Genomic DNA, 26,919 nt, shown 5'->3' on the forward strand with positions numbered 1-26,919 from the left:
AAAGAAAAAATACTTAAGATACGTTACAAACACTACTTCGCTTTCTCATAAAAGGTGGTTTTTGTTTCCACCAGGTCCGTTAAGTATGAGTTAGGAGTATAGCGTTCGCGGTCAACTGTTTCACTAAAATTCTTTAAAGCGCCCAGGATTTTATCCAATCCTTCGCTATCGGCGTAACGCAACAGCCCGCCTCTGAATGGAGGGAAACCAATACCAAAGATCAGACCTAAGTCAACATCTGCAGCTGTTTCAACGATTCCATCTTTTAAGATGGCCGCAGCTTCATTGATCATTGGAAGAAAAAGTCTCATCTGAAGTTCAGACTCGCTCATTTTCTTTTTTTCTTTTGGCAGAAGTTCTTCAACTTCAGGGTTTGGACCTGTCACTTTTCCTTTTTCATCGTAAAGGTAAAAACCTTTTGATGTCTTTTTCCCAAGGAAATTCTTTTCAGAAAGTTTCCCTGACATTTTTGAAGGATAAGCGCGCGCTCCAAGACCATCGTGCATAACTTTTCCAACTTTAACCGCAACGTCGATACCAACTTCATCCAGAAGTCTTGCAGGGCCCATTGGCATACCAAAATTTAATGCTGCCTGGTCAAGGTCTTTTACCGAAACCCCTTCTTCAAGCAGGTATCCCGCTTCGTTAAGGTATGGCATAAGAATCCTGTTAACTAAAAATCCCGGACCGTCTTTAACGATAACCGGAGTTTTCTTAACTCTTAAAACCCACTTATGAAGAGCTTCAATCGTCTCTGGAGCAATCTTGTCGTGGATAATGATTTCCACCAGTGGCATCAAGTGAACCGGGTTAAAGAAGTGAAGTCCCGCAAAGCGCTCAGGTCGCTCCAGGGCCTTAGACATTTCCTGCACCGACAGTGAAGACGTATTACTTGTTAAAAGAGTTTCAAGGTGAACTTGTTTTTCTGTTTCAGCAAAAACTTTCTTCTTGATATCCATGTTTTCAACTACGGCTTCAATAACCAGGTCGATTTTTTTAAAACCTGAGTAATCAAGCTGAGCAGTGATTGATCTTTGTTTTCTTTCAAACTCATCAGGTGTAATTTTTTTTCTCTTAAGCGCGCCTTGGAAGTTTTGTGAAGACTGCTTTAAACCTAAGTTAAGAGCGTCTGTCGTTAAGTCTTTCATAATCGGCTGCATACCTGCTTCGGCCATAAGCCACGCAATCCCTCCTCCCATTGTCCCGGCACCAAGGGCCGCTCCACGAGAAAGAACTGGAAGAGGTTTTGTCGATTTTGGACCGTTGTATTTTTTTACGGCCTCTGACATGAAATAAATGTGCTGAAGGTTTTTACTTTGTTCGCTAATTGCGAGCTCACCAAAGGCCTGAGCTTCACTGGCCAAATAACTCGTGCGCCCTTTCATCATTCCTGAGTCCATGACATCAAGAATTTTTAGTGGGGCCTGGTAAAAGCCGTTTGTTTTCTTTAAAACACTTTCACGCACTTTTTGGAAAATGATTTTTCTTGTGACAAAGTTTTCTGTCGCAAGCTCAGTCATTGATTCTTTAATTGATTGAGGTTTTGCTTTTCTGTTAAAGAAATTCGGCGCCATCGCTAAAAGGTTTTCGCGAGGGTAAACTTCTTCAACTAATCCAATTCTCTTTGCTTTATCAGCGCGAAGAGTTTTTCCTGTCAGGATCATGTCTAGTGCATTTGGAAGACCAATCTTTCTTGGAAGACGGTATGTTCCCCCGAAACCTGGAATTAAACCAAGTTTAACCTCAGGAAGACCAAGAGAAGTCTTTGATGAGTTTGAAGCAATGATGGCCTTACATGAAAGTGAAAGTTCAAGACCTCCGCCTAAACACACTCCATCCACGCACACAACAGTTGGAATCTGAAGATCTTCGATACGGTTGTAAACGTTTTGTCCGCGTTCTGCTCCATCAGCAGCTTCTGCTTCTGTTCTCATACTGGCAATCAAGTTGATATCTGCACCGGCAAGAAAACAGTTCTCTTTATGAGAAAAGAAGATCGCTCCTTTTAGAGCTGTCCCTTTAGTGTGAAGCTCTTCGACGATTTCCATTAACTCCGTCATCGTTTCAACATCAAGAGTTGTCATTGATTTTGTGCTATTGTAACCAAAACCAATGTAAGCGATATCATTTTTATACTCTAAGCTGATTTTATTATTTGCCATATACTTCTCTCTTTTTATGAATTAACGAACCAGGTTTTCGACAACAACAGCTCCACCTTGACCACCACCGATACAAAGCGAAGCCAGACCGTACTTCCCTTTTCTTCTTCTTAGCTCGTGAATTAACGTCACCACAAGTCTTGATCCAGTTGAACCAACCGGGTGACCAAGAGCGATCCCTCCGCCGTTGACGTTAACTTTACTCCAGTCTAACTCTCCCCAAGCGTGATCTAATCCAAAACGTGCAGCGACTTCTTTATCTTTTAGACCAATCCCAACTGCCAGGATTTGAGCGGCGAAAGCTTCGTTAAGTTCAAACAGATCGAAATCTGAAAGCTTCAGGTTTGTTCTCTTCATCACTCCATCCATCGCTAGAAGCGGCCCCATTCCCATTCTCTCAGGCTCTAGTCCATGAAAGTGGTAGTCAGTCATTTTAGCAATTGGTTTTAAGTTGTATTTTTTAACAGCTTCTTCAGAAACAAAAAGAAGAGCTGATCCACCATCAGTGATCGGACAGCTGTTACCAACAGTGACTGTTCCTGATTTTTTATCGAAGTATGGCTTCATTTTGCCAAGCCCTTCAACTGTTGAGTTCGCACGAGGGCCAACGTCATCAGTTAAAAGTTTATTCAGTGATCCACCAATCGTGATTGGCAGGATTTCATCTTTAAATTTTCCTTCTTTTGTCGCTTGAGCAGCTTTTGCGTGAGAGTTGTTAGCATACTCATCTTGCATCTGACGAGTGATTTTAAGCTCTCTTGCTAAAAGCTCTGCTGTTTGCCCCATGTTTAATCCACAAAAAGGGTCTGTCAGACCTTGTTCGATAGCAACGATTGGAGTTAGGTAATGTGGACGGAAAGAACTCATGGCCGAAAGTTTCTCGCCCATTGTTTTGGCCTTCATAAGTTTGGCGAAAAGTTCAGTCATCTCTTTGTTGTACATTAAAGGCATTTGCGACATTGATTCAACACCGCCGGCAACAATAACGTCACATCTTCCCGAAGCGATTTTTAAATACGCTTGAGCAACCGCTTCCATTCCTGAAGCACAGTTTCTGTGAACTGAGTAACCAGAAGTTTTTTTATCAAGACCTGCTTCAAGGGCAATCACGCGTCCGACGTTTGGGTATTTCGCTGGAGTTCCTGTGTTTCCAAAGATCACTTCATCAACCTGGTCTGTCGGGATGTCTGTGTTATCAATTAAGTGCTTAACTAAGTAAGCTCCTAAGTATGGCGCTTGCACATCTTTTAAATCAAGGCCTGCTTTTGCTTGTGGCGTTCTTTTTCCATCGACGATGTAGACATCTCTCATTGACATAAAGTTCTCTCCATGAATTGGCTGCAATTAAGATTAATATGTTAATAATTCTATAGCGTCTTATGGATTTTAGAAAGGAATGTTTGAGAGGGAAATTTTTAATACTGGAGCAAAAAAAACGGGCTTCAAATGAAGCCCGCTCTTGTTAGATTTTCGTCAGAAGTTTGTTGGTTAGAATCTGATAACTAAACCAGCTTGAACTGCAGTTACATCACCATCTTCGATTTCTTTAGAGATGTTCTCTAAACGCCCTTGGTCTGGGTTAGTTGAAACCGTTCCAGCAGACTTTGAAATCCCTGAAGTAATGTTCTTTGTGTATGACAGGTCAAGATTTAATCCAATCGTCTCAGAGATATCGAATTCAGCACCTAGCTTAGCAGATCCTGCGAAAGCTGATGAAGAAAGCTCTTCGTTACCAAAGTTAACATATCCACTGTTATATGCTGTGTTGTTATCATACTTTAGACCAGTACGGTTAAAGCTTAAACCTGCTCCAGCATATGGTTTGAATTTCGAGTCTTCAGTAAAGAAGAATTTCCCTGTCGCTTCAACAACCAGCTTTGTGAACTTCATCGCTCTTCCTGAACCATAAGTTCCGTAATAACCAGTGTTATAGTTGTAGTTATAACCTGTGTTTACATATTCGTTAGCAACATCTGAAAGATCCATTGTTGCATAGTTAAGACCTAAACCAACAGAAACCTGTGGAAGAATCATTGTTTCAGCATTAACACCTAAAGACACGTTTGACTGAAGGTCAATTCTGTCACCTTTAATGTTGCTGATTCCAAGAGAAGGAATCACTTTTGATTTCTTTTCTTCTTTTACTACTGGAGCTGGCACTTCTACGATTCTTGTTTCAATCACTGGAGCTGGTGCAACAGGTGCCGGTGCAACTGGAGCAGGGGCCGCTTGAGTTGTTTGAACTTTATCTTCGTTTAAGTTGTTTAAGCTGTTATTGAAAGCACCTTGAAGCTTGTTTGTTAAAGCAATTTCTTGCTTCACGCGAATATCTTCAATTTTCTTTTCAACCATTAGCTTATTTCTTTCTTCTAGTTTTTCTCTTCTTCTCTTTAGAAGTTCAGAAGGAGATAGCTTTCCTTCGATTTCAATCTGGTCCATGTCCAGAGCGTCGCCGTTAGCTAAAGCGTCTTCTGCATCGTCAAGAACATCGTCTTGAGCACGTAGTGGAGCAGTGTGAGCTGTTGCTGCAATTAAAGCCGTAGCTAAAAACAAGCTCATAAACGTTAATCTTTTGTTTTCCACCTTAAGTTTCATAACTTCTCCTCATGTATAGACCTAAGCACTTCGGGGGTAGCCTGGCCTTAATCATTAATATGCCAAATCATGGTTAACGCCACGAGTTTAGCAGACTGAGGATGAATCACATTAACATTATGCAAAGCGTGAAAAGATTACAGAAGGTTGTTTACTTTTTAAACGGGAAATATTGGTAACGTTTTTTGCCACCGGTTGGCTGCACGTAACTATTGATTTTACAAAGGAGCTTACCTTTATTCGAGGGGTTAGAGCACTGGTCAATATTACCTAAGTACCTGGTTCTTATATAGCCAAAAAGCGAGGTCACGATGGCCGTAACCACCACCAGAAGCAGAATGTACTCCACTGCTGTCTGCCCTTTTTGGTTTCTCACAGGGACTCCTGCCAGCGCTTAATTTCAATAAGAGACGAGAAAGTCCCCAAAGAATCTTCATTATATGGGCCAAAATAAAGCACATTTTTAAGACGGGAAATTAAAAGAGGGGCACTGTCTTCCAGCACACCAGTGATCTTCTTTCTAAAACCCGCTTCCGTTCTCTTATAGGCGTTGTAGTCTTTATCTTCGATAAAGACGTCGAGCGTGAACTTCATTTTTGTATCCACCAACTCAAACGCGTATTCCGGAAATAGAAAGTTAAGGTCATCCATCAGAATGCTTTTGACTCTCTCTCGGATAAAATCGATTTTTGTCCCTTCTTTTTTGGCCATAATCATATTAAAAGTGGCCGTCTTCCCCTCAAAGTACACTTCCCAGAATGGTCTTTGCGTTCCGATTTTAATTGGTGAAGTGAAAACACATTTTTTCCCTTGAAGAAGCTTAGGGACCTCATCCTTAAAATGAAAAACTGTATTGAGGCAATTATAAGAAGCAGATTGAGTGGCCTGAAGCTTAATCGGAAGCCCTACCGGGTAACCTCCAATGAAGGCCATTTTTTGTGGTTTAATAAGACCATCATAGCTCTCAAGTTCAAAACTCTTCACTAACCCACTCTGGAATTTTAAGTCCTGTAGATTAAGTTTTTTAAACTCTCCACCAATAGAAAGGTGATGACTTAAAAGATCAGCAATCAATCTTTCGTGATCGAGCTTGTAATAAGGAGACACCAGAGAGAAAAAGAGGTGCATGATCTCCGACTTACTGCCAGTGATGCTTAGACGGTTTTGGAAAAACCCACGCATCATAAAAACCAGGGCATTAAAGTCATAGAGTTCTTGTTCAATCATCCCTTCTTTCTGACTGAAGTGAGAAAAGAAGTGATTGAAGTGCCCTTTTAAATCTTCCGGGATTGAATTTTCAAAAAGAAGCGACATTTTTCCTGCACTCTTCTCATTAAAAAGAAGTGCACTCACCTTCTGGCAGAAGTCATTATAAACAGAGTCAAAAGAGATGATCTCATTTTCATGAGAGAAAGTGCCTGAGAGTTTTTCGGCATTGTAAAAAAGCGAAGGAAACTTGCGGCAAAGCTCGCGGAAATTGCGGTGAGGGACATCGCCAAGCACCACTTGTTTTTTACCGACGTAAAAATACACTTTTCCGGGAGAGAGATAACTTTCAATGTTTCTTAAAGGGGCCAGGTCCATCGACTCACCCCAGGCCTTAATGAATTCCACGTCCAGACTGGTTAGAGAATTTGTGAAGAAATCACCATAATTAAAACGATCATCATCAAGAACTAAAACCTTCTTGCCACGGTTTAACAAACCGATAGACAGTAAAAAGGCAAAAAAATTGTGCCCGACAAGTGCGTAATCAAGATTTCTATTAAGCATCCTTACCCTAGAAGTTCAGCAATCACTGCTTTCATTTCACGCGCCGATTCCACTCGGAGCTCTTCGCGCTTTGATTGATTCAAAGTCTCTAAATTCATCGATTCCTTAATAGTATAAAAGGAATCTGCTCGATTGAGTACATGAATTTCGTCGGGAAGTAAGGAAGAGGCCAGGTCGTATTCTGTCGAGCGGCCGACTTTTGGGCCCACAACAACAGCGTTATTAGAAACAAAGGGCTCTAAAACCGAGTGAATTGATCGCTCATATCCTCCGCCCACATAACTAAGGCTAAAAAGACTATAGAGCTCACAGAGCACCCCGCCCATTTGCAAGATGACAACAGGATGATGAGTGTAGGTCGAATGGTTATTAACCACCCCGACATTCTCTTCTCCAAAAAGTTCAATACAACTCTGCTTTATACGCAGTACAAACTCGTCGTCTAGTTTATGAGGGGCAATCAAAAGATGCAGCTTCTTCTCTCTTATGGCCGCAATTAATTTTTCATCTTTTAAAATCGGCATATCTGAAGGCCAGGCACTTCCCAGGATGATCTTTTGATCAGCAGGCAATGCTTTTAAAACATCTAAATAAGTTGCGAGCACATCTTTTTGCGCCAGCACTTCTGCTGCCTTCTGCATTCTTGCTGTAATCCTCGGCACACGGAAATCGCATGAGAAAACTTTCTTAGGTGTTCCGGAAAAAAGTTTTGTGAAGTTTTCTTTTTCCTTATCTGTAGCGGCGATCACCACATCAAAGCACATAAAACTCTGGAGCTTAAACCACGATGTTTTTTTAAAAGCACCAGAGACAAGAATAAATTTTTTCTTAAAGAGTTTTAACGTCAGAAGTTCCGGGAAAAAATCATAGCGGCAAAAAACCACAACAGGTGCACTCACCCATTCCCATACACTTTGAAAATAAAGAAGATTAAATGGTGAAGCTGATAAAAGTGGAAGCCTTAGGAGACGAATAAGTTCAGGATGACTCTTATAAAGGTTATGGCATTTCACTTCAACAGAAGGAGATGAATAAATAATTTCAACTTTCTTCTTCAAAACGAGCACGGCCTCAATGAGAGGTCTAACCTGCTCTAATTCTCCCTCAGAAGATATCTCAAAACAGTAGTCGGCCTTAAGATTATCTCTTTTAAAGGAGCGACACTCTTCTTCCAGAAAATTCTGGCGCTCAAAGTTGAGTCTTTTTTTGAAAAATGGAACCAAAGGTCTTAACACGACGATCAAAATCGATAATGGTAAGCGGATTAATGTGGCCAACAATAGGAGGAAAATAAAAAATACTTGTGACATCGACGCTCAGGTTCTCAAACCAGTGCCAGCTTGTCACTTAATATTCTGTCACTTGTTGCGCTACGAGCTTTTCGACTAAACATTTCTTACTTTTTCTTACTCTTGGGCCTTTTATCGACAACTAATTAAAATAACATTGTAATCTTGAGTAAACTAATAAAGAATAATGAATCCGATTGCACGGGGTACACTGAAGTAACTATCTAATGAGGAGTGGAAGAGATGTTTTCTAAACTTACTATGAGTCTAGCAATGGCGATGAGCTTAATGCTTGCTAGTAACGCTATGGCGCAAACAACAACGACAAAGAAAAAGGCTGATCCAAAAAAGGCAACTGAGGCAAAAGCTCTAGAAGCTAAAAAGGCCGAAGAAGCTCGTCTTGCTGAAGCTGCAAAAAAAGCAGAAGAAGAAAAAGCACTTGAAGCTAAAAGAGCTGAAGAAGCAAAATTAGCTGCTGAAAAATCAAAAGAAGAGGATCAAGCAAGCATTTGGGGATATCTAAAATCTCACTTCAGCGCTTCTTATCACGGTGAGTATTACTTCACGAGAAAAGACCTAACAAGTTCAAACAAAGAAGATTACGATATTCAAGATTTAAGAATCATGCATAACCCGACTATTATCTATAGACCGGTGAAAAACTGGAAAATCTTAGCTACGTCTGAATTCAAGTACACGGATGCTACCGTTTTAAGAGGAACTTATATCAACCGTCACTATAGATCTCTTGTTCTAATTAGCCGAGAAAACGTTTTAACTGAAAAAGAAAATGGTATTAAGATGGATATCGGCGTTGGTCGTCGTATTTTCGACCGCAACCACGGGAAAGCTGCGGGTTACGGAAACAGTCGTATCAATACAAGCTTAAGCAAAAAATTTGGGGACAACCTTTCCACATCTTTACTAGTGCAATACCTGGCCAATGATCCTGCAAAAGGAAAAATTACTCAGTATACTTGGAAACATAGTTTGGAATTAATTCCATCTTTTACATTTCAGATCACTGATAAACTTTCGTACTTCTTTAATGATGATATCGTTATCAACACTCCATGGTATGGAGATACTTCTAAAGATATCGACTTCTCTCATGAAATGAATATCGGGGTTGTTTCATACCAGTTTAATGATAAAAACAGTGCATACTTTCAGTTTAAGTACTTACATTTCTCATACGCGCCATTTGATAAAGCACCAGATGTTAACGACTGGTTTGAATATTACATTGGTCACACTTACTCGTTTACTCCAAAAGTCAGCTTAACAGGTGAAATTGGATCTAAGATTTTCGCAGGAAGTGACGGGCGCGACTTTTTTGCAAAAAATATCAAATACCCAGAATTCGCTCTTTATTTCGACGTAGCTCTTTAATCAAAAATCAATGGGGTTGGGCCTTTGCCCAACCCTTTTTGTCGCCTAAGTCCTTCACTTTCACCCTAAATAATCTCTCCTAATATCCGATAAATAATCTGATAAACCGTGTTTTTTTAAGCACAAACCAGGGTTCGAGATTATGGCCAATCAAGCATTAAAAACTGTGACTCTTCAGGATTTCCTTTATAGCGAAGGAGAAGCTTGTCAAAACGTCGATGCCCGTGAGCACGTTTTTGAAATAAGAGCTGAAGTTGATTCAAGTTTTGGTTTTATCACGCTCTATGATTTAAAAAACTATTTGATCGATCACCACGATGAAGTCAAAGACTATCAAGTTAGAAATATCGACAGCACTGAATGGATTGCTCTTTTTGAACACCCTTATTTCCAGAGAAGAAAACCACAACTAGTTTCTGCAACAACTTTAAGCACAGACGATGAACAACAGTATTTCATGCTTAGAAACGGCCAGAAAACAGGCCCATTTGAAAAATATGAACTGACAACAATGCTGGAAGATAAAGAAATTCTTCTAACAGATATGGTGTCTACAAACCACGGTCACACATGGATGAAACTCTACCAAGTGGATGGATTTGACCGCAGGTCTCTAAAAGAATCAGATCAACTTCCCGGAGTGCCTTCACAAATTTTAATGCGAGAGCAAGAAACAGTCATGGCGATTTCTCCAGAGACAGAAGCGATCTCAGGGCTTGCTTACTTAAGCAATGTGAAGCGCGGTAAATCTTTTGAAAGAGAAAAAGTTGAAACATCATTTAGTTCAGATTCAAAACCGAGCACTAACAGCAGCACTATTTATAAATGGCTTTTAGTTGTTTCTATCGTGGGAATTGGTTACTTTCTTTTCCACATCAAAAATCAACTAAGCTCACCTTTTAGCAATAAAGAAGCGAAGTCAGTTGGTGAGCAGGCCGAAATGCTTGATCCAGTAAATATGAACGAGCCAATGGCGCCACAGACCAATCCAAGTGCGAGAAGCCAGCTAGGTGAAAGACGTCAAAATAATCAAGTCAATGACCAGGGACGCTCTGGAAAATTTGAAACGAGAAACCTGAATCCAATTAGGCCAAATCAAAGAAAATCATTCATGGAATCATCAAAATTCCAGGAAATTAACGCAGGTGAAGACGATCCGAATTATTTCTATGACAACACCAGTGCCATGGAATTAGACCCGGTTAGATCGCAGGTTTCAAAGGAAAACTTCGACAATTCTGGGTCAGAAGACGGTCCAATTCCTTCGAGTGACAACCTTTTTGAGAGTGAAGTGTCGAACTAAAATCACACTTTAACTTCTCGAATATTTTAGGTACTCTTAGGGTGAGGACAACAACATGAAAGAAATCACCCAAGAATTACTGAATTCATTTAGAGCACCCGCTTTTCCTGGCTCATTCTTTTTGAGCTTTGAAGGAATTGAAGGCGCGGGAAAATCAACTCAGATCATTAAATTAAAAAACTACCTGGAAGAAAAAAACTTCCGCGTTTTAGTTCTGCGCGAGCCGGGCGGAACTCCTTTTGGCGAAAAAATGCGCCAGGCAATTTTAGAAACAAAAACTGAGATCACGCCACTTGCGGAAGCTCACCTTTTTGCTTCTTCACGCGCTCAACTTCTCTCTGAAGTTGTTTTAAAAGAACTGGCCGTACCTAACACAGTTATCATCTGTGACCGCTATATCGACAGCTCTCTGGTTTACCAGGGGCACTCAAGAGGTCTAGGCGTTGCTGAAGTTCTAAACATTCACAACGTTTTCCCACTTAACCTGGTTCCTCACCTGACGTTCTATTTAAGAATCAATGTGGAGACATCAGAAAAACGCCAGAAAATGAGAAATGCTCCTAAGGATTATTTCGAATCAAAAGGTGTGGATTTCTACAAAAAATTAGTCGTCGGTTACGATCTTATGGCAGAGCTTTTCCCTAACAGGATTTTAAAGCTTGATGCAGAAGTGACTCTTGATCAGATGACGATGCAGATTTTTGAAGCGACAAATAAGCTTATTAGCCAGAGCAGGTCTGCTAATATGGAAGAAGAATTATAAGTGTCGTCTTCTCTTACACAGACTCTCCTTTTAAAGTATGAAAAAAACCAATTGGGTTCAGTGTATCTTGCCAGATATGGCGTGCACACTGATCCTAAAGAATGGGGACATGGATTTTTAAAGGCCATCACTCCTCTCCAAGACCACCCGGACGTTTTATGGGTGGAATTAGATAAAAAAGAAAATTCTTACAAGGTTGAGTCTCAGGGGATTTTAGATCTACTAAAATTTCTTAACTACAAGGCCTTTGAACTCAAAAAGAAATTTATTTTCATCACAGATGCACACCTTTTAAGCACCGTTGTCTCAAATAAATTGCTTAAAGTGTTTGAAGAACTTCCGGAAGATTTCTGCCTCTTTCTTTTTGCTCCTAAAGATGAAAATCTTCTGGCCACAGTTGAAAGCCGTGCGATTAAAGTCCTCCTTCCTTCCGGCGAAGACAAAACTGATTATGATGCTCCCCCACTGAAATTTGCTTCCGCTCAGGAACTTCTCGCCGAACTCAAAGCTTCAGAGGATGAACTTCTCTTAGAGAAAAAGTTTATTGAAGAGCGTCTAAATAAAACCCTTAAAAGTGCGAGTTTTAAAGACTGCTCAGAAGAACTGGAAAAACTTAAGCACTACTCAGAAAGTGAAGCTTTCAACAATACCAAGCTCTCACGTTTATCCCTGTTTTTTTAGTTTTGACTTACTGCTATGTGCAGTGACTTCCGTTCGTAATTCCCTAGAATGTAAGGCTAGACCTCATTTTTTACGGAATTTAATTTAATGCAACCCAATTCTCAAGATACAGCATCAACATATGAAGATGCAGATACGCTAAACGAAGAAATTTCAAACGATACCATCGAGATTGATGAGTCAGAAAGCGAAGCTTCTGATGAGACTGTCGATCAAAGCGAAAAAGAAAACTCACGTTTTAAAGAAGGTGAAATCATCACCATGATCCGCGTGCGCTTTCCTGGCAACGCCCGCTCGTTTCCTTTCTTAATCGGAAAACGCAAGTTTGCTTACGGCCAGAAAGTTGTGGCCATGAGTGATAGAGGGATGACTGTTGGTTACATCAACTCATTTCCTTACGATGTAACTTTCAACAAATCAATGCTCCCTATTCGCTCGATTGCCAAAGTGGCAACGGCCGAAGACATTAAGGCGCAGATTGAATTCCGCGATTCTGAAAAACGTGCAGAAGTCATTTGTTTACACTTAATTGAAAAATACAAACTGGATATGATTCTCACTCACGTGGAGTTCACTCAGTTTGGTAAAAAGGCCGTATTCTACTTCAACGCCCCAGCGAGAGTTGACTTCAGAGACCTGGTTAAAGACCTGGTGTATGAACTAAAAATGAGAATCGAGCTTCGCCAGATTTCAGTGCGCGACCGCGCTGCTGCTATCGGTGCGATTGGGGCCTGTGGGCTTCAGACTTGTTGTTCATCGTTTTTAAAGAATTATGGAAACGTGTCTATTAAAATGGCCAAGAACCAAAACCTGGCGCTTATCCCAAGTAAGCTTAACGGTGTTTGTGGTCAGATCAAATGTTGTATCAAATACGAAGACGATGTTTACTCAGACAAGAGAAAAAATCTTCCAAAAGAAGGAACATTTATCAGAGCGCTTAATGGCGACAGGGGTAAAGTTTTAAAACTTCACATCCTTGTTGAGCAGTTTGAGATGCTGACAGACACAGGGATCAAAAGAACATACGCAGTCAATCAATACCACGCCAAAGATTCTGAACTTCCAGGAGACTACCGTTTCCCTGAGACATTTGAACATATCACTAACGAGACATCGACAGTTATTGGTCTTTCAAAAGAAGAAAAACTTAAAGCTGATCAGTTCATGGAACACAACAAACTTAAGACGTTTGATAAAAACCTTGAAGGTGAAGAATTAGAATACGCTGAAAAGAACACTGACTTTGAAGAGTTCGACGATGAGGACTCTAATGAGATTGATGAAGTGATGAACGCTTCAGAAAAAATCACGGCGGAAGCTGAGCAGATTACAAAAGCTCACCAGCACCAGAACCAGAACCAACAACGTCGCCCACAACAACAGCAAGGGCAACGTCCTCAGCAGCAACAACAAAGACGTCCTGAGCACAACAGAAACCCGCAAAACCAAGGGCCAAGACCTCCGCGTCCACAAGGCGAAGCTCTACAAGCTCAAGGGCAAGGTCAACCAGGTGAGCCACGTCCACCAGGACAAGGGCGCAACCGCAACAGAAACAGGAACAGAAACAGGAACAGAAATCGCGAAGGTGGAGCTCCGAACCCAAACAATAATCAATCACAAGCACGTGATAATAACAACAAACCGAAAACCGAAAACTAGGAGAGGCCTTTATGAAAAGATTACTTCTTGCTTGCTCACTATTTTTATCCCTGCCGGTATTTGCTGAGACAAAAGTTCATGGAAATATCGAACTGTCGTCTGAAAAAGGTGTTGAAAGACACTACTACTACTTTGGCGTCCAAAGAGTGCACTCGTACTCATCGATCGCTTATCGTGTAACAAACACAGGTACAACTCCATTGAACATGATCCGCGCGACAATTGGCGGGACAAATTACGGTGCGAGCACAAACTGCCGCACACTTCAACCAAGAGAGAGATGTTCTTTCAGAATCGACTACCGTCCATTCTTCGAAGGATACCACACTGGAAGATTTATGCTTTCATTTGATCAAGACAGCCACATCGTAGTGGATGTTTCTGGACAAGCGACTCGTTAATTTTTAATTGAAATTAAGACAAAAAAAAGGCCCTCGTAATGAGGGCCTTTTTATTATTAGAAGTCACAGTTCTTTGGAGTTCTTGGAAACGGAATGACATCTCTAATGTTGTTCATCCCTGTAATGTACATAAGCGCTCTTTCAAACCCTAATCCAAATCCAGCATGTGGAACTGAACCAAAGCGACGAAGGTCTAAGTACCACCATAGTGGTTCTTTCTGCATGTGCATCTCATCCATTCTCTTCTCTAGTTTTTCCAGAGAGTCTTCACGTTGAGACCCACCAATGATTTCACCAACACCAGGAACCAGGATATCCATTGCGCGGACAGTTTTTCCATCCGGGTTTTGCTTCATATAGAACGCTTTAAATTGTTTTGGGTAATCCGTTACAATGACCGGCATTTTGAAGTGAACTTCTGCCAGGTAGCGCTCGTGTTCAGTTTGAAGTTCGTCTCCCCAGTTTGTCGGGTATTCGAATTTCTTAACAGCGGGGTCAACTTTTCCTAAAATCTCCATCGCTTCAGTGTAAGTGATGCGCATGAATTTTGAATCGCGAACGTGCTTTAAGATCTCCATGTGATTTTTTTCACAAGTCGCATCTTCGCGGTTGATTAAGAACTCAAGTTCCTTAGGAGCTTTTTCAAGCGCGTAAGAAATAAGATGTTTAATGTAGTCTGTTGCCAGGTCTGCAATTTCATCCAGGTCAGCAAAAGCAACTTCCGGCTCAATCATCCAGAACTCAGAAAGGTGGCGAGTTGTGTTTGAGTTCTCCGATCTAAATGTCGGCCCGAAAGTATAAACGGCTCCCAACCCCATAGCGTAACACTCACCTTCTAACTGACCGGTTACGGCCAGGAAAGTTTCCTTTCCAAAGTAGTCGCGAGAGAAATCAAGTTTGCCTTCTTTTGTCTTTGGAGACTTTGTGACATCTGAAGCTAGAGTTGAAACCGTAAACATTTCACCGGCCCCTTCAGCATCTACACCTGAAATGATTGGCGAGTTTAAATAGAAGAATCCTCTGTTAGAGAAGAACTCATGAGTGGCCATCGCTAAATGGTGGCGAACTCTCATGATCGCTCCAAACGTGTTTGTTCTAATTCTTAAGTGAGCTTGCTCTCTTAGGAATTCGAGCGATGTCGCTTTCTTTTGAAGCGGGTACGTTTCATCTGTTTTACCGATGATTTCAACAGACTTTGCCTGCATTTCAATTGATTGAACTTTCCCACCGCCTTTAACCAGGCGTCCAGTCACGGCAACCGCTGAACCAGAGAGAAGAGCTGCGACTTCGGCGTAGTTTGGCAAGACTTCATCGACGATAATTTGCAGGTTCTCTTGAGAAGAACCATCGTTTAAAACCAGGAATGAAAATTTCTTAGAGTTACGAACAGATCTTAGCCAGCCTTTAACCGTGGCGTCTGTATCAACGATCTCTTCTGTTAAAATTTTTTTTACACTTAAGCGGTCCATATTTTTCCTTATCTAATAAAATAATTTTTAAGCGAGTTGTTCTTTGATCTTTTTTACTTGCTCAAGACGTAAACGGGCCCCAAACTGTGTTACCAGTGTTGAAGAAGCAAAACAGCCTAATTTAGCGGCTTCCCCGTACGTCATACCGTTATTAATACCGTATAACATCGCCCCAGCAAAAAGATCTCCCGCACCGTTGGTATCGATCGCTTCAACCGGCATCGTGACAACCTGGATTTCTTCTTTTCCATCAAAAACTAAAGCTCCTTTTGGCCCTAGAGTGATGGCAAACGTCTTGGCAATTTTCTTTAGAGCGCTTACCGCCTCTGTCAGGTCATTAGACTTTGTGTAAGCGTAAGCTTCTGCTTCGTTACAAAATAGTAAGTCAACACCGTCACCGATCATTTCTTTTAGACCATCAGCAAAGAAGTTCACCATGTTTACGTCGGAGAATGTCAGCGCCGTTTTGACATTGTGAGTTTCAGCGATTTTTTTCGCTTTGACTGAAGCGTCTTTCCCTGTCGGGCTCGCTACTAAATACCCTTCAATATAAAGGTAATTAGAATTTTTGATATGCTCTTCCATCAATTCTTTTGTAGAGAAATTTGATGTGATTCCTAAAAAAGTATTCATTGTTCTGTCGGCGTCAGGAGTGATCAGAACGATACACTTTCCAGTGACACCTGATTCAAGTGAGCTTGAAGAAAGGTTAGTTTCAACTCCGTTGTCCATCAGGTCTTTAAAGTAAAAATCCCCTGTTTCATCGCTGGCCACTTTACATGAGTAAAAGCTTTTTCCACCAAATTGAGACACGGCAATCATCGTGTTAGCAGCAGAGCCACCACAAGATCTTTTATGTTGAGTTCCATGAAGAGTGTTAATGATTTCTGTTTGACGTTTTTCATCTACCAGGGTCATAAGACCTTTTTCAATGTTGGCCTTTTTTAAGAAGTCCTCTGTGACTTCAAATTCCATATCGACCAGGGCGTTTCCAATTCCATAAACGTCAAATTTCTTTGCCATAACCTACTCATTCCTTTTAATATAAAATCTCTTTTTTGATTGATTTAGAATAATGAAAAACCGCTAAAAATGAAACAAAATAAACCTGCAAAAGAAAGTGCCACCCGTCTTGTTTACTCCAGCGATGGCTCCCATTTAAAACTCTGCAAAAAATGTGGTGAAGACCCATGCGTTTGCGCTGACTCACCTCTCCAATCGATGCCCATTGATCCGGCCAAAGTGACCTTGAAGTTAAAATTGGAAAAGAACCAGCGCGGTGGAAAGCTAGTGACAGTGATTCACGATTTTCCTTTTAACCCAACTTACTTTGAAGACCTGGCCAAAAAGCTAAAAAATCACTGCGGGACAGGTGGGACTTATAAAAAAGAGGCCAAGCCCCAGATTGAACTTCAAGGGGATCAACGAGATAAGGCCGAGGCCCTTTTAACGAAATTGGGTTTTAAAACTAAGCGCAGCGGCGGCTAAAAAATCTTGTACATATCGTAACGAGTGCTTTTTCCAGTGTAGCTTGCTGTCGGTTTTTCTTTGATTGGTTCAGCTTCAAGCGGACGCTTGACCACCACTCTTTCTGTCGCGGTTTTTAAGGCCCACTCTAAAAATTCTTTTGAGTCCGGGTCATCTCCGACGATTTCCTTAAAGATGCGCATTTCTTTGCGGGCCAGGGCCGATTTCTTTTTCGCCGGATACATCGGGTCGTAATAAATCACTTCGGGTCTTTCTGAAAGTGTGAGTGTTCTGGCATCGCCGAACTCTAAATGAAAATCCACGGGAAATCTTCGCAAAGCGTCTTTTAAGAGTAGAAAAACGGCCGGGTTGCGTTCAAAACTGGTGAGTTTTGCTCCAAAAAAAGAAATCAATAAACTGTCTTTACCCGTGCCACAAGTAGTGTCCCAGATCAGTCTTTTTTCACCACTTCCGCGAATCCCGAGCGCTTTTGCCAGCGGTTCTTTAGAAAGTGCGTACTTTTGTCTCTGGTGATATTTCATGAGTTCTTCAAAATCAAAACTCATCTCCCCCAATTCATTGGAGTGAAATGATAAAATCCCCTCACGGTAGTATAAATAATCGCAGAGATCACATAACTTACGCTCTGGTTCAACTACCAATGAAAAACGCTCATTTTCAGTAAGTGCGGACTTTAGAAAATCCGGCCACAAAGAAGCGTTCTCATCGCTCATTTTTATCTTTATCAACTCATTCATTATTAGCTATTATAGGCGCATATTTTGCGTTTTAAAAGAACCATCCAAAAAGGAAATGAAATGACTACGAATTTCAAAAAGCTTCCCTATGACCCGACAAAACTGCCGCGCGAGCTTAACAAATACTACATCTCTTCAACTAAAGAAGAGCAAGGCGAAATGCTTAAGGCCCTTGGAGCAAAAGAGCTAAAAGATTTATTCTCGCACATCCCGGACAACGTGAAATTTGATAAGGCGCCATTCGTGACAGAAGAATTAGGTTACAACGACCTGATCGCTCACATGGAAGCTCTGGCCGCAAAAAATAATTTAAAAACTTGTTTCATCGGCGATGGTTTAAAAAACTACAAAGTTCAAGACATCGTTCCTTACGTTTGTGACCTTAGAGGGTTAACAACAGCGTACACACCATACCAACCAGAAAGATCACAAGGAACACTTCAAACTCTTTGGATCTACTCTTCAACTCTTTCAATGCTGACAGGTTTTGAAGCAATCAATGCTTCTTTCTACGAAAGATCAACAGCGCTTTATGAGGCGATTCAAACAGCAACAAGACTAGTAAAAGGTTCAAACACTGCTCTTGTGTGTGAATCACTTTTCCCGGGTGATATTGAAGTTCTAAAAACTCAAGCAAAAGAAACTGGGTTAAACATCATCACTGTTCCTACAGATAAAGACACAGGGATCACAAACCGCGACACTCTTCACAAAATGGCCACAGAACTTGGTGGGAAATTGGCATGTATCGTATTTCCTCAAGTCAACAACTATGGAAACCTTGAAGACGTTCACGCCTTAACTGACCTGTGTTCAGAACTTCAAGTTCAATCGATTGCGATTTTCGATCCAATGCTACTGGCCACTGAAGGACTTATTCAGCCATCTGAATTCGGAAGTCAAAAGCAAGGGGCCAACATGATTGTTGGTGAAGGACAACACTTAGCCATCGGTCCAAACTTCGGAGGCCCAGGTCTTGGGATCTTCGGGATTCGCTACAACGACAAAAATAAAAACGACATCAGACAAACAGCAGGACGTTTCGTAGGAAAGGCCCGCGACATCAACGGAAAAGACGCTCTATGTATGGTTCTTTCAACAAGAGAGCAACACATCCGTCGCGAGAAAGCGACATCAAACATCTGTTCTAACCAATCTTTCATAGCAAGTGCGGCCGGAGCTGCAATTCTAGCTCGCGGTGAAGATGGTATGACTGAAGCTGCTCTAGCAGGTCGCGATTACGCTCTTCAAATGGCGCAAATCCTGACTCAGAATAAGGGAGTTAACCTGGCTTTCCCTTCAACTCCTTTCTACAATGAATTCGTGCTTGAGCTTCCAGTAAAAGTGAAAGACCTTCAAGCAAAAGCTTCTAAAGCAAACCTTCAACTTGGTGTTGATGTCTCTAACCGTCTTCACGACGGCAGAAACCTGCTTCTTCTTTCATTCTTCGACGTGCATAACGATGAAGACCTGGAAAAATTAGAAAACTTCTTTGCAGAGAATTTTGAAGCAGAAGAAAACGATGAATTCCTTCCGGAAATTCCAGAGGACTTCTTAAGAACAACTCCAGTTGGTCTGCCAAATCTTGAACTTGAAGACATTAAAGCATTCTATAAAAAACTAGCTGACCTAAACGTAAGCCCGGACGACAACATCTACCCGCTTGGTTCATGTACAATGAAATACAACCCGTATATCAATGATTGGGCAGCAGGACTAAAGGGCTTCACAGACATTCACCCTCAAGCGCCAATTGAAGACGTACAAGGGTCACTGGAAGTTCTTTATGAAATCCAGGAAATGTTTAAATCAATCACTGGTCTTCCAGCTGTCACAACTCAACCGGTTGCTGGAGCTCAAGGGGAACTTGTTGGTCTAAAACTTTTCCAGGGCTACCACAGAAATAATGGTGAAGCTGATACAAGAAACATCGTTTTAATCCCAAGATCTGCTCACGGAACAAACCCGGCAACAGCAACAATGGCAGGATTTGAAACAAAAACTGTCGATGGTGTTCAGTACGGAATCGTGATCATTGAAGCGGATAACCGCGGTCATATCAACTTCGATCAATTAAAAGCTGAAGTGGCAAAATACAACACTCGCATCGCTGGTGTTATGGTAACGAACCCAAATACATCTGGGTTATTTGAAACGTCATTTAAAGAAATGGCCGATTTAATCCACGGAGTTGGTGGTCTGGTTTATATGGATGGCGCGAACATGAACGCGATTGCTGGATGGATCGACCTGAACAAAATGGGCGTCGATGCTGTTCACAACAACCTTCATAAGACTTGGACAATCCCTCACGGAGGTGGTGGTCCTGGAGATGGTATCGTTGCCGTTTCTCACCGCTTAGTTGACTACCTTCCAGGTATCCAGGTTGTGAAAAAAGGAAACTTCTTTGACGTAGAAAAAGCTCCTAAATCAATCGGGTCTTTCCACCGTCACGTTGGTAATTTCGCTCACAAAGTGCGCGCTTACACATACATCAAAGCTCTTGGTGGAAACGGTGTTCGTGACATGTCTGGGGTTGCAGTTCTTGCTGCTCGCTACTTATATGAAAAACTAAAACCAGTGTACCCTTCGCTTCCAGAAAACTGTGAAAATGAAACTCGTATGCACGAATTCATTCTTACAATCTCAAAAGAGACATTTGATAGAATCGAAAAAGGCGGAACACCAAAAGCACAGGCCATCGCAAAAATTGGAAAGCTATTCCTAGACTTCGGTCTTCACGCTCCAACTGTTGCCTTCCCTGAAGTTTACGGATTAATGATTGAGCCAACTGAGTCTTACTCAAAAGCTGAACTAGATCGTTTCGTGGAAGTTGTTAAGGCCATCAATGGACTTATTAACGAAACTCCACACGTCCTAACAACAGCTCCTCACTTTACACCGGTAAAGAAAGTAGACGAAGTAGACGCCAATAAAAATTTAACGTTTATGGAGGAGTTAAAGCACCTTCCTCACCTTTACCACAACGTGATTGAGCCGACTGTTCTATCGAACATGAACATCAATGAAATCTGTGTGGAAATTCAAAAAGCACACCAAAAGTGTGTTGAAGCTTAAAAAAAAATAAAAAGGCCCTCATTAAGAGGGCCTTTTTTTGCTCTCATACTACAAACTAATCTACATCAGGGAAGAAAAATGCATGATTAGCTTCTGTCATTTTATTGATGTTTTTAATATCTCTTTCAATTTTCTCTTCTAATGTTTCCCAAATTTTAAACTGCGTTTTTAGTGGGTTCTTCAAAATCACTTTTGTTTTTGGAGAAATTTCCACCGCACCTCTTACGATCCCTTCAGTTAAAGCAACTGTGTAGTCTTTAAAGATATTAATTCTTTTTCCATTGATTAAGGCCTTGGCAATTTTTGGCCCAAACGGAGTTTTTACCCACTCCAGAGTCATCCCTGAGAAACTTAGAGGCTGGCCAAAATGCGCCAGTGTTTCACAAAGAGTTCTAAGAAGAAGCCCGTTTACTTTTACAGTGTAAATTGACCACCCATGGGTGTCTTTCATATCAAACACTCGTGGAATTGAGTTCATAATGTCGCGTCTATTAATGTTTCCGATTGGGAAGTTTTCACCATTCATTGAAGAGACATGCATCGCTAGGTCTGTTCCCGCTTTTTCTCTAAGAGCATCAGCGATAAAATAGGCCCACTTTCTCGATCCCGACTTATCTTCTTCTTTTAAGTCTGAGTAACCAACATCTTCATTAAGCCACTCACGACCGTACATCTTATCTAATTCGTAATCAGCGTCTTCAACCAGTGATTTCACTTCCTGGTCTTCTCCGTTATATTTCACCGGAACAAGTTGGTAGGAAACCACTTTTAAAGGTTTTCCTTTTTCTAAATCAACAACGATTCTTCCTAAGTATTTAGTGTGAAACCCCGCCTGAACAACTGGAACTTTTACATCTCTTTTGTTTTTTTCATAAAGAGGTTCAAATAAAGTTGTGTGTGAGTGTCCACCGACTACTAAGTCGATATTGCTGGTTTTTTTAGCAAGTTTAAGATCGCGGTTGACTCCAATATGAGTGAGAGCAATGATGAAGTCGTTGTTTCTTTTCTTTAAGATTTTTTCATAGTCTTGAGCCGTCTTATAAGGGCTTTCAATCGTGCTTCCATCAAGAGTCCAGCTGAAGAAAAAATCACTTGTTGTCAGTCCTAGAATCGCAATTTTAATTCCATCGATTTCTAGTTCTTTATAAGCTTGCAGTTTGTCTCTGATATTTGGGTATTTCGAGCTCGATGCCACGTTGGCCGCAAGAAAAGAGAAATTTAAATCGGTATTCTTTAGGATGTCATCTAAACCTTGAGCACCCATCAGGTAATCGTGATTGCCCAGGGCCACGGCATCGTAACCGACGTTATTGTGGACGTTAAAACTCTTTTGACCTTTGTCGGCCATGTAATAGATATTTCCTTCTAAGAAATCTCCACCATCAAGAGTGATTGTTGAAATTCCCTCTTTTTTTGCTGCATCTTTGTAGTAGTCGATCAGCGCTTTTAGCCTCGAAGAACCCCCGACTTCTGAGTCGTGATTCGTGTTATTGAGGAAAGAGTGAGTGTCATTGGTGTGGAGGATCTGGACTAATTTTGCATGAGCATCGCTAAACGTTAGACTGACCCCTAGAGAAAGAGCTAAAAATGATGTTTTAAGCATAAGTACCTACTAGGTTGAGTTTGTTTTTATGCCTGACTTTTCGGATTCTTGACCCGACGCTAAATATTTTCTATCATAGCTCCCGCCTGATTAAATCAGACCGGAAAATAGTGCTTCACCCGTTGGTCTCAATGTGTTAAAAATGCGAGACTTACCTTTTATTTAGGATCATTCATGCTTAGTTCAATGAACACAGCTCCGCGCTGCACATTCGCCATTATTTCCCATCCCGATGCCGGTAAAACAACGATGACTGAAAAGTTGTTGTGGTTTGGTCAAGTTATTCGCGAGACCGGAAAAGTGAAAGCAAAAGACGGCAACTATGCAAAGTCGGACTGGATGGAAATTGAAAAGGAACGTGGGATTTCAATTTCATCTTCTGTAATGAGCTTTCCTTACAATGAAAGAGCAATGCACTTACTCGATACTCCGGGACACAAAGATTTCTCGGAAGACACTTATAGAACCCTAACAGCTGTTGAATCAGTTCTTATGATGATCGACTCTGCTAAAGGGGTTGAGGCGCAGACGATTAAACTTATGGAAGTTTGTCGTATGAGAGATACGCCGATCGTAACGTTCATGAACAAGTACGACCGCGAAGCGATGGACCCGTTTGCTTTACTTGAAAACGTAGAGAAGATTTTAAATATCCAGTGCGTGCCAATGACCTGGCCGATTGGTTCAGGTGTAGACTTCAAAGGAGTTTACGATCTACGCACAAAACAAATCATGTCGTTTAAAGACGCTAAAGATCCATTTAACCCAATCATCATCGATGCCGAAGATTTAGATTCAAAAGCTGTTGTTGATTTCGTGGGCGCAAAACTGCTTGAGACACTAAAAGAAGAGTTAGAACTAGTCAGCACCTTGATTGGAGATTTCAGCACAGAAGAATTTCTTCACGGAATCCAAACGCCAGTATTCTTTGGATCGGCGCTTAACAACTTCGGTGTAAAAGAAACACTGGATATGATTTCGACAAACTCTCCGGGGCCAAAACCTCGCGAAGTAAAACTTGCTCCATTTGAATCGGATTCTCCTACTCAAATGATTGACCCTAATTCAACGACTGAGTTCACCGGATTTATTTTTAAAATCCAGGCGAACATGGATAAAAAACACCGCGACCGCGTCGCTTTCATGCGCGTGTGTTCAGGGAAGTTTACAAGAAACCAAAAAATTTACCACGTAAGAAGCGAGAAGGAATTAAAGATCCCGACTCCACTTATGTTTCAGGCACAGGATAGAGAAATTACTGAGGAAGCATTCCCAGGTGACATTATCGGTCTTCACGACACAGGAAAATTCCAGATTGGTGATACATTTACTGAAAAATCAAAATTCATGTTTACGGGTATCCCTAACTTTGCTCCGGAAATTTTCAACAAAGTTATTCTTAAAGACCCGATGAAAGCAAAACAACTTGAAAAAGGTTTGCAACAGCTTTCAGAAGAAGGAACCGTTCAGCTCTTCACTCGCCATACAACTGGTGAAAAAATCCTGGGTGCCGTAGGGGCCCTGCAGTTTGAAGTTGTAAAATACCGTTTAGAAGACGAATACAACGTAAACGCTGACTATGAAGGATACTCTTTTGTTGGTGTCCGTTGGCTTAAGTTTGAAAACGAAAAAGACCAGGACAAGTTCATGGCCAACAACTCTTCTAACGTAGTGTACGACCACAAAAAGCGTATCTGTTTTTCTGTGCGCTCCGAGTGGGACCTAAAACTCGTGATGGAAAAGAACCCAACTGTTCACTTCTTTAAAAACTCGGATTACCGCTAATGAAATCATTAAGCGATATCATCACTGACCCGGTTCTTTTTTTGGATAAGCTTTTTACATTGATGGAAAAGGCAGGGATGAACGTTGATAAATACTACCTTGATCACATCTGCTACTGCGTAGGAAGTGAATCAGAGTATCAGGAAAAAAGAGCAGAGCTTAATCTTCATGGCGAGATGCTAATTGAATCAATGGTCAACGGGCGCTTAATTGCCACCTATAAACTGCACTCTCCTATTTTATACAGAGACAGAAAAATTGATGTCCTTGAGCTTCCAGCTCCGAAACCAGGACACTCATACGCTTCGGGTCTTGAGCACGTAGAATTCGTAGCAGAAGAGTCATTGCAGTCTATTGTAGACACTTACCCTTCTTGCTCTTTTGAGACTCAAGGGATTAACAAAGACATCAACGCTGACATTACTCTTAGACTTGGTGAATACTGCATCCGCTTTCACAACCAGACACTTGAAGATGTTATCGTAGAAGAAAAGAAACTCATGGGTAAAAACTAATGTCTGACTTAAGCACCATTAAAAACCGTTTAGAAAAAAATTATAAGCACAGAGTGAAATGGGCAAAACGCGAAGGTATCGAAGCTTTCCGTCTTTATGAAAAAGACATCCCTGAATTCCCTTTTATTGTCGATGTCTATAAAGACAATGCCGTAATCTTTGAAAAGCGCGATGAAGAAATTGATGCGGACAAATTCTCGCATTTTGAATTCATCATTAGCGCGGTTAAAGACCTGCTTTCAATTGGCGAAGAAAAAGTTGTTATCAAATCGCGTTTCAGACAAAAAGGCACAACTCAGTACACGAAGCTGGAAGAAAAAAATGAATTCTTCCCAGTGAAAGAATATAAAGCAAACTTCCTGGTTAACCTTCACGACTACCTGGATACAGGATTATTCCTGGATCACAGGCCACTAAGACAAATCGTCACAAAGTCTTCTGAAGGCAAAAAAGTCCTGAACCTATTCTCATACACTGGCTCAATCAGTGTCATGGCCGCTCTTGGTGGCGCTCGTCAGGTGACGAGTGTGGATATGTCAGCAACCTATATGGACTGGGCAAAAAGAAATTTCGAAGAAAATGGAATTGTTTTAAAAGACCACATCTTTATCGTCGATAGCGCTCTTGAATATCTTGAAAAAGCTTCAAGCCGCTTTGATATGATCATCCTTGATCCTCCAACATTTTCGAACTCTAAAAAAATGGAAGAAGATTTTGAAGTGGAGAAAGACCAGGTGTTTTTAGTAAAGCACTGCATGCGTCTTCTGGCACCTGAAGGTGTGCTTTACTTCTCTAACAATAAAAGAAAATTTAAAATGGCCGACGAACTGATGGGCGCTTACAACATTCAGGACATCACAGGAAAGACGATTCCAGAGGATTATCGCGACCAAAAAGTTCACCACTGTTTTAAAATCACTCATAAGGGTAAAGCTTAATGAATCAATTTCCAGAAGCTATCACCAAGGCCCTAAGTGAAATGAAGATTGATTCGCTCACACCGATTCAAGAAAGTGCCATTCCAAAAATCCTAGAAGGACGCGACCTGGTGGCCCTGGCAGAGACTGGAAGTGGAAAAACCCTGGCCTTTGTTCTTCCTATTATCACTAAACTTATCGGTGCTCCTAAAAGACCGACAAAAATGCTTGTTATCACTCCGACGAAGGAGCTCTCTGAGCAAATCCTTGCCGTCGCTAAAAAATGCGCACGCTTTACTAACATCATTAGCACCAGCCTTTATGGTGGAAAGAGCTTTGATACACAGGTTAAAGAATTAAAAAATGGCGTGCACTTAATTGTAGCTTGCCCTGGTCGATTAAAAGATCATATTGAAAAAGAAACGATTGATCTAAGTGGTGTTGAGACAGTTGTTCTCGATGAAGCTGATCAGTTAATGGATATGGGTTTTCTTCCACACATTAAAGTGGCGATGGAAGCGACAGCAAACCGCAAACAGACCCTTCTTTTTTCTGCCACTATGAGTGAAGAAGTAAAAGCTCTGACAGAAGAGTTTCTAAAAGACGCTGAGACTATTGAATTTAAGGCCAACCAAACCAAAGCGGCCATCGCTGAAATCTTTGCTCCGATTAGCAATGAACTGCGCTACCCTTTTCTGCGTTTTTTATTAAAAGAGCACAAAATTAAGTCGTGTTTAATTTTTACTAAAACTAAAGAAGAGGCCAGAAGCCTTAACGCCCTTTTAGTCGCCGACAAATATAAAGTGGCCGTGCTTGAAGGTGACATGACAACTCACCAGAGAAAAAAATCTCTTACGGGTCTAAAAGAAAAAACCATCAATATTCTAGTGGCCACTGATATCGCCAGTCGCGGATTAGATATTCCTCACGTCTCTCATGTCATCAACATCGGTCCTCCTCAAAACAGTGACTCCTACATCCATCGCGTAGGAAGAACGGCCCGCCATGATAAACCAGGCATGGCGATCACTATTTACCTTAAAGGTGAAGAGGATTTTGAATTAGAAGAGATCCTAAGCGCTCAAGGCAAAGTATTAAGCCCTACAAAGTATAAGGAATTCAATTATCAACTGCGCCTTGATAAAAAGTCCCTTAAACTGATCTAATATTTGAAAAATAAATAACTTAGAAGTAGCACTCTGGCCCTGACCCGGCAAAAAATATTAAAAGTTCTGACTGCTTACCCAACAAAAAAAAATTCATGCTATACTCTTAAGAATGAGAACGTTGCTTTTGGACTGCAACTATT

The 26,919-nt window shown here is 41.2% G+C and carries 22 protein-coding genes; 12 read left to right on the forward strand and 10 right to left on the reverse strand.

From position 1 onward, the window contains the following. Window positions 1–32: 32 nt before the first annotated feature. From ACN20O_RS17635 to ACN20O_RS17660, 6 genes are all read right to left on the reverse strand, one after another. Window positions 33–2,162, reverse strand: coding sequence for a 3-hydroxyacyl-CoA dehydrogenase NAD-binding domain-containing protein (locus ACN20O_RS17635; RefSeq protein ID WP_491635647.1), 2,130 nt, complete (start codon window positions 2,160–2,162; stop codon window positions 33–35). A 21-nt stretch (window positions 2,163–2,183) separates the two neighbouring features. Further along, complete coding sequence (locus ACN20O_RS17640; protein WP_491635649.1) at window positions 2,184–3,479, reverse strand: thiolase family protein; 1,296 nt, start codon at window positions 3,477–3,479, stop codon at window positions 2,184–2,186. A 171-nt stretch (window positions 3,480–3,650) separates the two neighbouring features. Beyond that, window positions 3,651–4,757, reverse strand: a complete 1,107-nt coding sequence (locus ACN20O_RS17645) for an OmpW/AlkL family protein (protein ID WP_491635651.1) — start codon at window positions 4,755–4,757, stop codon at window positions 3,651–3,653. A gap of 151 nt (window positions 4,758–4,908) precedes the next feature. Further along, entirely contained in the window at window positions 4,909–5,133 is a 225-nt protein-coding gene (locus ACN20O_RS17650; RefSeq protein WP_102243656.1) for a Flp family type IVb pilin, read from the reverse strand. Further along, window positions 5,130–6,530 (reverse strand): hypothetical protein, encoded by a 1,401-nt coding sequence (locus tag ACN20O_RS17655; RefSeq protein ID WP_491635653.1) that lies wholly within the window; start codon window positions 6,528–6,530, stop codon window positions 5,130–5,132. The genes ACN20O_RS17650 and ACN20O_RS17655 overlap by 4 nt, the downstream gene beginning before the upstream one ends. A 2-nt stretch (window positions 6,531–6,532) precedes the next feature. Next, complete coding sequence (locus ACN20O_RS17660; protein ID WP_491635655.1) at window positions 6,533–7,774, reverse strand: hypothetical protein; 1,242 nt, start codon at window positions 7,772–7,774, stop codon at window positions 6,533–6,535. Between the two features lie 288 nt (window positions 7,775–8,062). On the opposite strand from ACN20O_RS17660, the gene ACN20O_RS17665 reads away from it, so the two are divergent. The 6 genes from ACN20O_RS17665 to ACN20O_RS17690 all read left to right on the forward strand — a co-directional run bounded on the left by ACN20O_RS17665 (window position 8,063) and on the right by ACN20O_RS17690 (window position 14,018). Continuing rightward, window positions 8,063–9,211: a hypothetical protein gene (locus ACN20O_RS17665; RefSeq protein ID WP_491635657.1), complete on the forward strand. Its 1,149-nt coding sequence runs from the start codon at window positions 8,063–8,065 to the stop codon at window positions 9,209–9,211. 142 nt (window positions 9,212–9,353) lie between these two features. Continuing rightward, window positions 9,354–10,514 carry a hypothetical protein gene (locus tag ACN20O_RS17670; protein ID WP_491635660.1) on the forward strand — a complete coding sequence of 387 codons (1,161 nt, stop codon included), beginning with the start codon at window positions 9,354–9,356 and terminating at the stop codon, window positions 10,512–10,514. Between the two features lie 55 nt (window positions 10,515–10,569). Next, on the forward strand, window positions 10,570–11,277 hold the full coding sequence (gene tmk / locus ACN20O_RS17675; RefSeq protein WP_491635662.1) for a dTMP kinase: 708 nt from the start codon (window positions 10,570–10,572) through the stop codon (window positions 11,275–11,277). Then, window positions 11,278–11,958, forward strand: a complete 681-nt coding sequence (locus ACN20O_RS17680; RefSeq protein ID WP_491635665.1) for a DNA polymerase III delta subunit-related protein — start codon at window positions 11,278–11,280, stop codon at window positions 11,956–11,958. 87 nt (window positions 11,959–12,045) lie between these two features. Then, the gene (locus ACN20O_RS17685) at window positions 12,046–13,617 is read left to right on the forward strand and encodes a PSP1 domain-containing protein (protein WP_491635667.1); all 1,572 of its coding nucleotides are present in this window, start codon (window positions 12,046–12,048) and stop codon (window positions 13,615–13,617) included. Between the two features lie 11 nt (window positions 13,618–13,628). After that, window positions 13,629–14,018 (forward strand): hypothetical protein, encoded by a 390-nt coding sequence (locus ACN20O_RS17690; RefSeq protein ID WP_491635669.1) that lies wholly within the window; start codon window positions 13,629–13,631, stop codon window positions 14,016–14,018. Window positions 14,019–14,074: 56 nt separating this feature from the next. Here the strand turns inward: ACN20O_RS17690 and asnS are convergent, their stop codons facing one another. Continuing rightward, a complete protein-coding gene (asnS, locus tag ACN20O_RS17695; RefSeq protein ID WP_491635671.1) occupies window positions 14,075–15,487 on the reverse strand; it encodes an asparagine--tRNA ligase in 1,413 nt (470 codons plus the stop codon). Window positions 15,488–15,514: 27 nt separating this feature from the next. Beyond that, window positions 15,515–16,510 carry an adenosine kinase gene (locus tag ACN20O_RS17700; protein WP_491635674.1) on the reverse strand — a complete coding sequence of 332 codons (996 nt, stop codon included), beginning with the start codon at window positions 16,508–16,510 and terminating at the stop codon, window positions 15,515–15,517. Window positions 16,511–16,579: 69 nt separating this feature from the next. On the opposite strand from ACN20O_RS17700, the gene ACN20O_RS17705 reads away from it, so the two are divergent. Continuing rightward, window positions 16,580–16,975, forward strand: a complete 396-nt coding sequence (locus tag ACN20O_RS17705; RefSeq protein ID WP_491635676.1) for a translation initiation factor — start codon at window positions 16,580–16,582, stop codon at window positions 16,973–16,975. Here ACN20O_RS17705 and ACN20O_RS17710 read toward each other — a convergent pair. Continuing rightward, complete coding sequence (locus ACN20O_RS17710) at window positions 16,972–17,688, reverse strand: class I SAM-dependent methyltransferase (protein WP_491635679.1); 717 nt, start codon at window positions 17,686–17,688, stop codon at window positions 16,972–16,974. The genes ACN20O_RS17705 and ACN20O_RS17710 overlap by 4 nt on opposite strands. An 84-nt stretch (window positions 17,689–17,772) precedes the next feature. Between ACN20O_RS17710 and gcvPB the strand changes: the two genes are divergently transcribed. Next, window positions 17,773–20,790 (forward strand): aminomethyl-transferring glycine dehydrogenase subunit GcvPB, encoded by a 3,018-nt coding sequence (gene gcvPB / locus ACN20O_RS17715; protein ID WP_491635681.1) that lies wholly within the window; start codon window positions 17,773–17,775, stop codon window positions 20,788–20,790. 55 nt (window positions 20,791–20,845) lie between these two features. Here gcvPB and ACN20O_RS17720 read toward each other — a convergent pair whose 3' ends face one another. Beyond that, the gene (locus ACN20O_RS17720) at window positions 20,846–22,393 is read right to left on the reverse strand and encodes a bifunctional metallophosphatase/5'-nucleotidase (RefSeq protein WP_491635683.1); all 1,548 of its coding nucleotides are present in this window, start codon (window positions 22,391–22,393) and stop codon (window positions 20,846–20,848) included. Between the two features lie 174 nt (window positions 22,394–22,567). Between ACN20O_RS17720 and ACN20O_RS17725 the strand changes: the two genes are divergently transcribed. The 4 genes from ACN20O_RS17725 to ACN20O_RS17740 are packed head-to-tail and all read left to right on the forward strand — an operon-like array spanning window position 22,568 to window position 26,776. Beyond that, window positions 22,568–24,178 (forward strand): peptide chain release factor 3, encoded by a 1,611-nt coding sequence (locus ACN20O_RS17725; protein ID WP_491635685.1) that lies wholly within the window; start codon window positions 22,568–22,570, stop codon window positions 24,176–24,178. After that, window positions 24,178–24,693 carry a VOC family protein gene (locus ACN20O_RS17730; protein WP_491635688.1) on the forward strand — a complete coding sequence of 172 codons (516 nt, stop codon included), beginning with the start codon at window positions 24,178–24,180 and terminating at the stop codon, window positions 24,691–24,693. The genes ACN20O_RS17725 and ACN20O_RS17730 overlap by 1 nt, the downstream gene beginning before the upstream one ends. Next, the gene (locus ACN20O_RS17735; protein ID WP_491635691.1) at window positions 24,693–25,631 is read left to right on the forward strand and encodes a class I SAM-dependent methyltransferase; all 939 of its coding nucleotides are present in this window, start codon (window positions 24,693–24,695) and stop codon (window positions 25,629–25,631) included. The genes ACN20O_RS17730 and ACN20O_RS17735 overlap by 1 nt, the downstream gene beginning before the upstream one ends. Beyond that, window positions 25,631–26,776, forward strand: a complete 1,146-nt coding sequence (locus tag ACN20O_RS17740) for a DEAD/DEAH box helicase (protein ID WP_491635693.1) — start codon at window positions 25,631–25,633, stop codon at window positions 26,774–26,776. The genes ACN20O_RS17735 and ACN20O_RS17740 overlap by 1 nt, the downstream gene beginning before the upstream one ends. Window positions 26,777–26,919 lie beyond the last annotated feature (143 nt).

Source organism: Bacteriovorax sp. As-1 (assembly GCF_058446905.1).